Origin of the sequence: Mesorhizobium huakuii (assembly GCF_030160235.1) — a bacterium.
In the GTDB taxonomy this organism is placed as follows: domain Bacteria; phylum Pseudomonadota; class Alphaproteobacteria; order Rhizobiales; family Rhizobiaceae; genus Mesorhizobium; species Mesorhizobium huakuii.
In genome coordinates, this window is record NZ_BSNY01000049.1 from 65,789 (window position 1) to 77,088 (window position 11,300).

The 11,300-nt window shown below is 64.1% G+C and carries 9 protein-coding genes and 1 pseudogene; 7 read left to right on the top strand and 3 right to left on the bottom strand.

The annotated features are described in order from the left end of the window. Positions 1-246: 246 nt before the first annotated feature. Entirely contained in the window at positions 247-927 is a 681-nt protein-coding gene (locus tag QQK95_RS25435; RefSeq protein ID WP_284277144.1) for a GntR family transcriptional regulator, read from the bottom strand. Between the two features lie 218 nt (positions 928-1,145). Between QQK95_RS25435 and QQK95_RS25440 the strand changes: the two genes are divergently transcribed. From QQK95_RS25440 to QQK95_RS25470, 7 genes are all read left to right on the top strand, one after another. Further along, a complete protein-coding gene (locus QQK95_RS25440; RefSeq protein WP_284277145.1) occupies positions 1,146-2,273 on the top strand; it encodes a sugar ABC transporter substrate-binding protein in 1,128 nt (375 codons plus the stop codon). A gap of 101 nt (positions 2,274-2,374) precedes the next feature. Beyond that, on the top strand, positions 2,375-3,907 hold the full coding sequence (locus QQK95_RS25445) for a sugar ABC transporter ATP-binding protein (RefSeq protein ID WP_284277146.1): 1,533 nt from the start codon (positions 2,375-2,377) through the stop codon (positions 3,905-3,907). Next, complete coding sequence (locus QQK95_RS25450) at positions 3,904-5,985, top strand: ABC transporter permease (protein WP_284277147.1); 2,082 nt, start codon at positions 3,904-3,906, stop codon at positions 5,983-5,985. Before QQK95_RS25445 ends, QQK95_RS25450 begins: the two co-directional genes overlap by 4 nt. A 13-nt stretch (positions 5,986-5,998) precedes the next feature. Then, the gene (locus QQK95_RS25455) at positions 5,999-6,805 is read left to right on the top strand and encodes an SDR family oxidoreductase (RefSeq protein WP_284277148.1); all 807 of its coding nucleotides are present in this window, start codon (positions 5,999-6,001) and stop codon (positions 6,803-6,805) included. Positions 6,806-6,814: 9 nt separating this feature from the next. Next, positions 6,815-7,762, top strand: coding sequence for a 3-hydroxyacyl-CoA dehydrogenase (locus QQK95_RS25460; RefSeq protein ID WP_284277149.1), 948 nt, complete (start codon positions 6,815-6,817; stop codon positions 7,760-7,762). Continuing rightward, positions 7,759-8,721 carry a beta-keto acid cleavage family enzyme gene (locus QQK95_RS25465; RefSeq protein ID WP_284277150.1) on the top strand — a complete coding sequence of 321 codons (963 nt, stop codon included), beginning with the start codon at positions 7,759-7,761 and terminating at the stop codon, positions 8,719-8,721. The genes QQK95_RS25460 and QQK95_RS25465 overlap by 4 nt, the downstream gene beginning before the upstream one ends. Positions 8,722-8,771: 50 nt before the next feature. After that, entirely contained in the window at positions 8,772-9,650 is an 879-nt protein-coding gene (locus QQK95_RS25470; protein WP_284277151.1) for an SMP-30/gluconolactonase/LRE family protein, read from the top strand. Between the two features lie 214 nt (positions 9,651-9,864). Here the strand turns inward: QQK95_RS25470 and QQK95_RS25475 are convergent, their stop codons facing one another. Together QQK95_RS25475 and QQK95_RS25480 are read right to left on the bottom strand one after the other, a co-directional pair. After that, complete coding sequence (locus QQK95_RS25475; protein ID WP_284277152.1) at positions 9,865-10,659, bottom strand: hypothetical protein; 795 nt, start codon at positions 10,657-10,659, stop codon at positions 9,865-9,867. Positions 10,660-11,005: 346 nt separating this feature from the next. Next, a pseudogene (locus QQK95_RS25480) lies at positions 11,006-11,170 on the bottom strand (JAB domain-containing protein); the annotation flags it as partial. Positions 11,171-11,300 lie beyond the last annotated feature (130 nt).

Sequence of the window (11,300 nt, forward strand, 5' to 3'; positions counted from 1 at the left end):
CTTACTTTGGGGTCGCAATTCCAGAGGCGACTATCTTTACGGGAAAAATGCCGTCTTTTGCCGCCGCGGCCCTTCGAGACGGGCCATCCCTGGATCAGCAGCAGGCTGGAAATGACCCGCCCCATGTTGATGTAGTCATGCACGACGATGGCCGGCCGCATGGCCGCGTCAACGATCGTTCGAGCGGGAAACCGCGCTTGAGGAGATGAGAGAAAGGCGAAGGCTGTTTCAGCCGGCTTCCCAGTCCTATTTCAGCAGGTCGACCAGGACGTCGAAGGCGGCGTCGATATCGGCGCGGATGGCCTGGCGGACGGCTTCGACGTCGCGGTTGCGCAGTGCCGCGAACATCGCCTGATGGTGCTCGTTGGCGGTCGAATAGTTTCCGGAATCATGCAGCATGTTGAAATAGGGGCTGATCTGCAGCCACAGATTCTCGATGATGTTGAGGATGTTTTCCGACCCAGCCGCCCGGTAGATGGAGAAATGAAAGGCGTAGTTGGCTCTTAGATAGGATTTGACGTCTCCCGCCGCATTGGCCTGCTCCAGTGCCGCCAGATGCTGGCCGAGTTGCGCGATGCCGTAATCGTCGATGCGCTCGGCTGCCCAGGCGGCGGCGATCGCCTCGATCTCGAAGCGGACATTCCTCAGATCGACGAGGCGCGCGCGGCTGAGTGCGGGAATGCCGATCGAGCGGCCTGAAACGACCATCAAGGCGTTGGCCGCGGTCAGCCGCCGCAAGGCTTCCCTGACCGGCATCGGACTGACCCCGAAGGCGTCGGCCAGGCTTTGCACCGTCACCATCTCGCCAGGCACGATGCTGCCGTCGAGGATCAATTCGGTGACGTGGCGATAGACCCTGTCCTGCAGGGTCTCCCTGGACAGGGGCACGATCTCGACACCAGGCTTCCTGAACGCCGCTCCTGCCATTTCCCATCAACCTTTCGGCGCAAAGGCCGCGCCACAACCGTTCCCGGAATGCAGGGTTCCGGCTGCCACGTCAAGCGCTGGCGACCATGGTCTCGATGTAAAGATATTTCATCATTGATCTTTGATCAAATGATGTTAGGGTCGCCTACATCGAATGACGAGGGCTACGGTTCGCGCCCTCGGGAGGCATTCGGTCGTTCGTATCGGGAGGAATTCACATGGGTATCGGATTGAAAGTCCGGCGGCTCGCGCTGCTGGCCGGCATGGCTGCTTGCGCCTTTGGACTGTCGGCCGCCGAGGCGGCAGAAAAGCACAAGATCTTTCTCAGCATGAGCTTCATTGGCAATGACTGGCAGGCCGAGGCTGCCAACATGGTCAAGGCGATGGCGTCGCACAAGAGCCTGGCCGACAAGGTGGACCTGCAAGTCCAGGTCGCCGGGCCGAACGCGCAGCGTCAGATCCAGCAGATCAACGCCATGGTGCAGGCCGGCGCCGAAGCTATCGTGATCTTCCCGATCTCGCCGACCGCGCTCAACCAGGTCGTGAAAAATGCCTGCGACAAGGGCGTCAAGGTGTTTGCCTATGACGCCGAGATCACCGAGCCCTGCGCCTATAACGTCCATATCGACCAGGAGGAAGCAGGCCGGGTGACCGCCGAATGGCTGGTGAAGAAGCTCAACGGCAAAGGAAACATCATCGCGGTGACCGGTGTTCCCGGCACGTCCGTCGATGATCTGCGCACCAAGGCCGCCAAGGAGGTCTTTGCCAAACACCCCGATATCAAGATCGTCGGCGAGGCTGTCGGCATGTGGAGCCAGGCCGTCGCTCGCACCGAGCTTTCCAAGATCCTTGCCACCCGCAGCTGGAACGATATCAACGGGCTGTGGATGCAGGTCGGCTGCTTCACCGCGAACTCGATGCAGCTGGAGGCCGGCAAGAAGACCAGCGAACTCCTGCCTTGCGCGGGCGAGGGCTCCAATGGCGGCCGCATCCAGATGCTGCCGGAGGGCACTAACGTCGAAGGGGCGGCGCCGCCCTATGCGCCGCTCGGCGCGCCACGTATTTCCTACGCCTCGCCGCCATATTCCGGGGCGCTTGCACTCAAACTCGCCGTCGAGGCGATCGAGGGCAAGGATGTGCCGAAGACCACCATCCTGCCGCTGCCGGTCGTCACCAACGAGACGATCAAGCTGTGCGATGAAGGCACATGGGCGGAGATGAAGGCCGGCTGCAACGCTTTCAAGCCGTCGCTGGTCTCCAACCCCGGCTGGTTCGCTTCGATCTTTTCCGACCAGACGCCCGAGATCGGCCTCAACGCCGCGCTTGTCGGTCAGCCGGAGAACTGAGCCTCCCAAGGCAAATCGCGACGATGCGCGGACCTTGTCCGCGCATCGTCGGTCCGCGCTGATGCGTGGCGTCCGAAAATGCGCAGCCTGCGATCGAGGATATGACAGAACATTCCGCGCTCCCCGCCATCGAGATCGACGGCATCGGCAAGGCGTTCGGCCCGACTGTCGCGCTGGACGGCGTGTCGTTCCGCATCGCGCCCGGCAGCGTCCATGCGCTGCTGGGTGAGAATGGCGCCGGCAAGTCGACGCTGGTCAAACTGCTGTCGGGACTGGTGCGGCCAAGCGCCGGCCATATCAGGGTGTTCGGCAAGGAGATCGCCTACAGCGCGCCGCGCGCGGCACATATGCTCGACGTGCAGACGGCCTTCCAGGAGATGACGCTGGTGCGCGACCTCTCCGTCCTCGACAACATGCTTTTACCCTATGCCCCCGTCGGCATCTCCGGGCTGATCAGGCGCAGCGCCGCGCGCAAGGCTGTCCGCCGTCACATCGACGAACTCGGTTTCTCCGTCGATCTCGACGTCGAGGTCGGCGAACTCGAGCTTTCGGTGCGCCAGAAGATCGAGATCGCGCGTGCCGTCTACCGCAAGCCGCGTATCCTTTTGCTCGACGAGCCGACCTCGACGCTCGCCGGCCGCGACGTGGACTGGCTGGGCGACATCATCGCCAGGTTGAAGGCGACGGGAACCACCATCGTCTTCATCACCCATCGCATGCGCGAGGTGCGCGCCTTTTGCGATACGCTGACGATCCTGAGGAACGGCCGCCACATCGTCACCGCGCCGGTTGCCGATGTTTCCGACGCCGACGTCATCGAAAAGATCATCGGCCGCTCCATCGAGCAGACCTTCCCGCCAAAGCCCGACGGCGCCCAGGCTTTCGGGCCGCCGGTGCTGGGCGTGCGCGACCTCAAGGTCGGGCGCAAGCTCGACGGCGCACGCTTCGACCTGCGCAGGGGCGAGATCCTCGGCATTGCCGGACTGCAGGGAATGGGCCAGCAGGATCTGTTCCTGGCCTGCTTCGGCATGGCTGAAATCACCCGCGGCGACGTCCTCGTTGATGGCCGCAAGGTCTGGCTCGGCTCGCCGGCGGATGCCTTGCGGCCCAACATGGCCATCGGCCTGGTGCCGGAAGACCGTAAATCCGAAGGCCTGTTCCTGAAACTGTCGGGCAGCCAGAACGCCACGCTGCCCGTGGTGTCGCGCTTCACGCGCTTCGGCCTCGTCGACGCCGCGGCCGAGACCCGCTCCGTCGAGGAGGCATTCGCCACCGTCGAAGTCGACCGCCGCGCGCTGTGGACGCGGGCCGGGGCGTTTTCCGGCGGCAACCAGCAGAAGATCGCCATCGCCAAATGGCTGGTGGCGCAGAGCCGCATCCTGCTTCTGTTCGACCCCACGCGCGGCATCGATGTCGGCACCAAGCATGAGCTCTATGTGATGATGCGAAACTACGTCGCCGCCGGCGGCTCGATCCTGCTGCACTCGACCGAGATTCCGGAACTGGTCCACCAATGCGACCGGGTCCTGGTTCTCTATGACGGGCGCATCGCGGCCGAGCTCGAAGGCGACGCAATCACCGAGCCGGCCATCATGCGGCCGGCGCTCGGCCATGCCGGGGACGTCGCCGCATGAGCAGCGCAGCAATCTCATCCCGTGTTTTGGCTGGCTTCGGCCTGCGCCGTGCGCTGGTGCGCCATCGCGGTGCGCTGATTGCCGCCATCGTTCTTGCGATCCTGCTTTTCATCGTCGACTGGATCAGTGCCGGGCCGCTGACCTATTTCGACGTATCGTTCCTGTCGAGCGGCGGCGCGACCTCGGCGCTGGCGGCGGTCGGCCAGACCATCGTCATCCTGTCGGGCGGCTTCGACCTGTCCGCCGGCGCGGTGATCTCACTGGTCAATGTCGTGCTGGCATCGAGCATGGACCCGATGGCCCCAGGCGCCAGCATCCTTTTGTGGACGGTCGTCGGCATCGGCGTCGGCATGGCGGTGGGCGCCTTCAACGGCTTTTTCATTGCGGTGCTGCGCATGCAGCCCATCGTGGTGACGCTGTCGACCATGTTCATCCTGCAAGGCGTGACGCTGCTGGTGATGGACAAGCCCGGCGGCTTCGTGTCGCCCGATCTCGGCAGCTTCTATCTGGGCGACGCGATCACCGGCTGGCTGCCGATGCCGCTGGTGGTGATCGGCTTGGTCCTGCTCGCCTGGTTCTGGCTGAAGGGGACCCGTTTCGGCACGGCACTTTATGCCGTTGGCAGCGACCCGGATTCGGCCGCAGCCGTCGGCATCAATGTCGTGCTGGTGCGCTTTGCCGTCTATGTCATCGCCGGCGGCTGCTACGGGCTTGCCGGCGTGTTCATCAGCGCGCAGACCGGCAGCGCCGACCCGCTGGTCGGCAATCCGCTGCTGCTTTCGATGTTCGCAGCGGTCGTTGTCGGCGGCACGCGCCTTGGCGGCGGGCAGGGCGGTCCGGTGGGCACCGTCTTCGGCGCCTATATCCTGATGATGGTGGTGAACATCCTGCTGGTGCTCAACGTATCGGCCTACTATTCGACCATCGCAGAAGGCACCATTCTGGTGCTGGCGGCCCTTGCCGGATCCTTGTCCCACACATCGGTGCTTGCCGTGCAACTGCGCGCGGCGCGCGCCCGGCTCGCCGCCTGGCGTGCCGGCATATTGCCCTCGCAGCTCGAGCCGATCGACCGGCGGCTCAAGATCGCTGGGCCTACCCAAAACCAGCGCGGTCCGGCATCGCCGCGCCCGGCGTTCCGGCTGCGCAACGCCGAGACGCTGCGCTATGCGCTGCCGGCCTATGCCTGCCTGCTCATTATCGTCATCGTCACCCAGGTCTGGCTCGGCCGCGCCATTCTCAATCCAGGGTACTGGAACTCGCTGCTGGTGCTGTCGTCCTTCCTCGCCGTCCTCGCGCTGGGGCATGGTACGGTCATCCTGACCGGCGGCCTCGATCTGTCCGTGCCGTGGACGATCGGCATTTCCGGCATCATCCTGGCTGGCATGGTCAATGGCTCCGATACCGCGCTGCTCTATGCCTTGCCGGTCGTGCTCGTGATGGCCTGCGCCATCGGTTTCGCCAATGGCTTCGGCATCGCCTATCTCGGTATCTCGCCAATCGTCATGACGCTGGCCACCAACGGCATCCTGCAGGGGTTCGCGCTTGTCTATTCGCAGGGAACACCGGCCGGGTTTTCCTCGCCGATGCTGCGCTGGTTCATGACGGCCAGGCTCGGTTCCGTGACACCGGTCGTGCTGCTGATGGTTGTCTTTGTGGCCGGCGCGGTGCTGCTGCTTGGACGCACGCCGTTCGGACGCCGGGTCTATGGCATCGGCAACGGGCTGCGTGCGGCGCGCCTGTCCGGCATCGGCGTCGAGCGTACGCTGATCCTGGTCTACATGCTGTCGGCCGTTTGCGCGGCTGTTGTAGGCATCATGCTGACCGGCTTTTCCGGCCAGGCCAGCCTTGGCATGGGCGACGATTATCTCTTGCCGTCGATCGCGGTCGTGGTGGTCGGCGGCGCGCTGATCACCGGCGGGCGCGGCCACTATCTCGGCATGCTCGGCGGCGTGCTGCTTTTGACGGCGCTGCAGATGCTGCTGGCCGGTACCACGCTGCCCTACGCCACCAGGGCAATTCTTTACGGGCTGGTCGTTCTGGGTGCCGTCATGGCGCTGCGCGAACGGCGGCTGCAATGAAAGGGACAGGACGATGAGCGCAAAGGCACCCGTATCGGCGGACGAATTTCTGGCGGGGCTGAAGGGGCAGCGCGTACTGGTGACGGCGGGCGCCGGCGGCATCGGCTTCGCCATTGCCGACACGCTGTCGCGGCTCGGCGCGCGCATCGTCATCTGCGATATCTCCGACGAGGCGCTGGCCGCGGCTCCGGCCAAGATCGATCTGGTCGCGGCGGTCAAGGCGGATGTCTCGTGCGACGCGGATGTCGACCGGCTGTTCGAGACGGTCAAGGAAAAACTCGGCGGGCTCGACGCTCTGATCAACAATGCCGGCATTGCCGGGCCGACCGGCGGTGTCGACGAGATCGAGCCGGATGACTGGCGGCGCTGCATCGATATCTGCCTGACCGGCCAGTTCCTCTGCGCGCGGCGTGCCGTGCCGCTGATCAAGGCAGCCGGCGGCGGCTCGATCGTGTCGATGTCGTCGGCCGCCGGCCGCCATGGCTACGCATTCCGCACGCCCTATTCGGCAGCCAAGTTCGGCGTCATCGGCTTCACGCAGAGCCTCGCCAAGGAGCTTGGGCCGCACGGCATCAGGGTCAATGCCATCCTGCCCGGCATTATCGAGGGGCCGCGCATCGAGGGCGTCATCGCGGCACGGGCCAAGCAGGTCGGCATCAGCCACGAGGAGATGACCGGGCGCTATCTGCAGAACATCTCGCTGCGCCGCATGACCAGCCCGTATGATGTCGCCTCGATGGTGGCGTTCCTGCTCTCCGACGCGGGCATCAACATTTCGGGCCAGTCGCTCGGCGTCGACGGCAACGTCGAAACACTTTGAGGCACACCCATGGCCAATGTCGCGATTGTCGGAAGCGGGTTCATCGGGCGGGCGTGGGCGATCAGCTTCGCTCGCGCCGGCCATGATGTGCGCATGTGGGACCAGTTGCCGGCCGCGACGGGCGGCGCGCGCGACTACATAGAAGGCGTGCTCGGCGATCTCGCCGCAAACGACCTGCTGCGCGGGCAATCCGTCGACACCGTGCTTGGCCGCATCACCATCGTCGGCGAGCTGGCTGAAGCGTTGGCCGATGCCGCCCATGTCCAGGAAAACACGCCTGAAAACCTCGGTGTGAAGCGGGAAGTCTTCTCCCTGGTCGATAGGCTTGCCGGCCCGCAAACGGTCATCGCCAGTTCCACCTCGGCGCTGTTGCCGTCGAAATTCACCGACCATCTGCAAGGGCGGCACCGCTGCCTGGTCGTGCATCCGATCAACCCGCCCTATCTCATTCCGGCGGCAGAGGTGGTGCCGGCGCCGTGGACTTCCGCGGAGACGCTGGAGAAGACACGTGCCTTCCTCATCGATGCCGGCCACGCGCCGCTGGTGATGAAGCGCGAGCTCGACGGCTTCATCATGAACCGCCTGCAAGGCGCCTTGCTGGAGGAAGCTTTCCGGCTTGTCGCGGACGGCTACGCCAGCGTCGAGGACGTCGATATCGGCATCCGCGACGGGTTGGCGCTGCGCTGGTCCTTCATGGGACCCTTCGAGACCATCGACCTCAATGCGCCCGGCGGCGTGCGCGACTATGTCGATCGCTACCAGGGCATCTATTCCAACATCTTCCCGCAGATGCTGCGCCGGGTCGACTGGGCGGGCGAGGTGATGGCAACCGTCGAGGCCGAGCGCAGCAGGCGGTTGCCAAGGGAAAACCTGGGTGACCGGCAGGTCTGGCGGGATCGCCGGCTGATGGCGCTGGCGGCGCATAAGAAGAAATCGGATCAGGAGTTTGGACAATGAAAGAAACCAGCCGCAAATCAGGCGCAACGGCGGCCAAAGGCAAGGTCATCATCACCTGCGCGGTGACCGGCGCGATCCACACGCCGACCATGTCGCCCTATCTGCCGATCACGCCGGATCAGATCGCCTCGGAGGCGATCGCGGCGGCTGAGGCTGGTGCCGCGATCCTGCATCTGCATGCGCGAGACCCGGAAACCGGCAAGCCCGACCAGACGCCGGAGGCCTTCGCCCGCTTCCTGCCGCGCGTCAAGCAAGGCACCAATGCCGCCATCAACATCACCACGGGCGGCAGCCCCTACATGAAGGTCGAGGAGCGTGTGCGCCCGGCCGCACAGTTCAAGCCGGAGGTCGCCTCGCTCAATATGGGCTCGATCAATTTCGGGCTCTATCACCTCGCCGACAAATACGAGACCTTCAAGTTCGACTGGGAGAAGCCGCATCTGGAGGCGACGCGCGACCTCGTTTTCCGCAACTCGTTCAAGGACATCGAATACATCCTGGCGACCTGCTACGACAATGGCACGCGCTTCGAGTTCGAGTGCTACGACATCGCGCACCTCTACAACCTTGCCCATTTCGCCGATCGCGGGCTGGTGAAGCCGCCATTCTTCGTGCAGTCGGTGTTCGGCCTGCTCGGCGGCATCGGCACCCATCCGGAAGACGTCGCCCATATGAAGCGCACCGCCGACCGGCTGTTCGGCGACCAGTTCCGCTGGTCGGTGCTGGGCGCCGGCGCCAGCCAGCTGCGCGTCGCCGCGCAATCGGCAGCACTCGGCGGCAACATCCGCGTCGGGCTGGAGGACAGCCTGTGGGCCGGTAAGGGCAAGCTCGCCACGTCGAACGCCGAACAGGTCGTGCTGGCGCGCAAGATCATCGAGGGGCTTGGGATGGAGGTGGCGACGCCCGACGAGGCGCGCGAGATCCTGTCGCTCAAGGGCGGCGACAAGGTCGCCTTCTGACTGCGGCCGGAACAAGCGCTGCGCGGTCACCCAACACACAGGAGGATGGCATGAAGATAGAAGTCGTGGTGGACGTGAAGACGACACTGGGCGAGGGCCCGCTGTGGGACGTCGAGCAGGAGCGCCTTTACTGGATCGACAGTTTCGACGGGCGCGTGTTTCGCGCCACCGCCGACGGGCGCGAGATCCGCTCCTGGGACGTGCCGATGAAGATCGGCTCGATGGCGCTGCGCAAGGATGGCAGCGGCGCGGTCGTCTCGCTGCAGCGCGGCTTCCACCTGCTCGATTTCGCCACCGGCGAGGTGACGCTGATCCATGATCCGGAGCCGGACAGGCCGATGAACCGCCTCAATGACGGCAAGGTCGACCGGCGCGGCCGTTTCTTCGCCGGCTCGATGGATACGATGGAGGAGGGGCCTTCAGGCGGGCTGTACCGGCTCGATCCGGATTTCTCCGTCACCAGGATCGATTCCGGCATCATCTGCTCCAACGGCCCGTGCTGGAGCCCGGACGACCGCACCTTCTACTTCGCCGATACCTGGACAGGCGAGATCTGGGCCTATGACTACGACATTGCTACCGGCGCTGCCACCAACCGCCGCACCTTCGTGCGCGTCGACACGAGCAAGGGTGGTGCGGCAGATGGCTCAACTGTGGATGCCGAGGGCTATCTGTGGAATGCGTTGGTCTATGACGGCCGCCTGGTGCGCTATGCGCCGGATGGCAGCGTCGATCGTATCATCGACATGCCGGTGAAGAAGATCACCAGCGTGATGTTCGGCGGGCCGAAGCTCGACACGCTTTACGTCACCTCGATGGCCAAGCCGCCGCTGCCGCGCTTTCCCGGCGACGGTGTCCTGCGCGGCAGCCTGTTCGCCATCACCGGCCTCGGCGTGACGGGCGTTCCGGAGCCGCGATTTGGCGGTTGACGCACGGGTCGTTCCCCAGGCCGAAATTGACAGTCGGCGCGTTACCAAGGCCGGTCGGCAGGCCGATGTCGCTACGCGTGCCGACCTGCATTTGGTGTCTGGCAGGACCGAGGGTGCGAGGATTGCAGCAGGCCGGCTTTCCTCGATGGTCAAGAAACAGCAAGGCCGCCGGGCGGAGCTCGGCGGCCTTGGCTATTGCCGTTCCAGTCGACGCCTAAGGCGTCGTCTGCGCTTCGATCTTGGTGGCCATCTGGTCGATCTTGTCGGCAAGGACGCCCTGGGCCCAGGCCGTGACCTCGTCATCGACGGGCTTGTTGGCCATGTCCGTCAGCGCAGCATCGAGCGATGCCTGGTCGGTGCCGACGGTCGCCGTGGCAGCCGCTGCCTCTGCCTGGTCGGCCGCTGCGTTGTCGGCGTCGACAACGGCCTGCTGGGCGGTGATCTGATCTTTCACGGCCTGGATCTGCGCAGTCGTGGCGTTCGGATCAGCCTGCAACGCGGTCAGCTGCGCATTCAGCGTATCCAGTTGGGCCTGCGCGGCGGCGGCCGCGGCGGCTGCCGTATCAGCCGCGGCCTGGGCAACCTTGGCTTTCGCGGACTGTGTCACGAAGGCCTGGATGGCAGCGAACGTCTTGCTCTTAGAATTCATATAGGCATTGATGTTGCGCTGCAGCGAATTCAGCCGGCCGAGCTTGGCGTGGATGTTTTTCTCCTTCGACACGGATGAGACCTGGGTGTTGGTGTCGACCGTGGTGTCGGTCGTTGCGTTAGCGTCCACCTTGCCAACATGCCCTGGAGCCGATGCGGATTTGCCATGCGAGGCACCGCTGTTGCCATTGCCATTGCCGCCAGCATTGCCATTGCCGCCAGCATTGCCGCCGCCATTGCCGTGGCCGCCACCGTTGCCGCCGCCATTGCCACCACCGTGCCCGTTGCCGCCAGCGAGCGCAGGCGACGCCAGAAGCGCCAATGCGGCAAGCGCCGCGAACAGGGTTTTTCGGTTTGTCATGGTGTCTCCTCGGGAATCGCCGCCTCCGCCCAACCGCGCTAGATCAGCTAATATGAGAAACCGCTAATCGTACTGAGTAAACTTTAGACAAATGCGGTCGCAATACGCGAGCCTGGTGATGGTCTTTTGATTAACTTATTGATATTTAATGAAAATAGGCGCCGTGAGATCGCTCTGCTACTGAAGTCCCATGCCGGCCGGACCATAGTCCTAGCTGTCGGCCAATGTCGCCGAGCGGTTGGTCACAAACGCAGGAATGCGGAAGTCGATGACCAAAGCCTGGTCGGATGCATCATGCGAGAAAAGCTCTTGCTTCCCTGTCGGCGAAAGAGGTACTGGCTGTCGCCTAGATCAGCAGCAGGCCCTTCATGCTGGCGTATCCCTTGCGCCCGATGATGATGTGATCGTGCACGGCGATGCCCAGCCGTTTGCCTGCCTCGATGATCTCTTTCGTCATCTCGATATCGGCGCGCGATGGCGTCGGATCGCCTGACGGGTGGTTGTGCATCAAACCTGCTGAGACCATATTCGCAATATTTTTCAACTACTTGTGATTTTATTGAGGAAACGTGGTGCCGTCAATGAGCTATGCTGGAATTTGGGTGACGAGGCTGATCAAGCGGCGCTCTGCGGCTTCAATT

What these genes read in the sequence shown, in the direction of transcription:
- QQK95_RS25435 (WP_284277144.1), bottom strand. Translation starts at nt 927, where the DNA reads ATGGCAGGAGCGGCGTTCAGGAAGCCTGGTGTCGAGATCGTGCCCCTG.
- QQK95_RS25440 (WP_284277145.1), top strand. Translation starts at nt 1,146, where the DNA reads ATGGGTATCGGATTGAAAGTCCGGCGGCTCGCGCTGCTGGCCGGCATG.
- QQK95_RS25445 (WP_284277146.1), top strand. Translation starts at nt 2,375, where the DNA reads ATGACAGAACATTCCGCGCTCCCCGCCATCGAGATCGACGGCATCGGC.
- QQK95_RS25450 (WP_284277147.1), top strand. Translation starts at nt 3,904, where the DNA reads ATGAGCAGCGCAGCAATCTCATCCCGTGTTTTGGCTGGCTTCGGCCTG.
- QQK95_RS25455 (WP_284277148.1), top strand. Translation starts at nt 5,999, where the DNA reads ATGAGCGCAAAGGCACCCGTATCGGCGGACGAATTTCTGGCGGGGCTG.
- QQK95_RS25460 (WP_284277149.1), top strand. Translation starts at nt 6,815, where the DNA reads ATGGCCAATGTCGCGATTGTCGGAAGCGGGTTCATCGGGCGGGCGTGG.
- QQK95_RS25465 (WP_284277150.1), top strand. Translation starts at nt 7,759, where the DNA reads ATGAAAGAAACCAGCCGCAAATCAGGCGCAACGGCGGCCAAAGGCAAG.
- QQK95_RS25470 (WP_284277151.1), top strand. Translation starts at nt 8,772, where the DNA reads ATGAAGATAGAAGTCGTGGTGGACGTGAAGACGACACTGGGCGAGGGC.
- QQK95_RS25475 (WP_284277152.1), bottom strand. Translation starts at nt 10,659, where the DNA reads ATGACAAACCGAAAAACCCTGTTCGCGGCGCTTGCCGCATTGGCGCTT.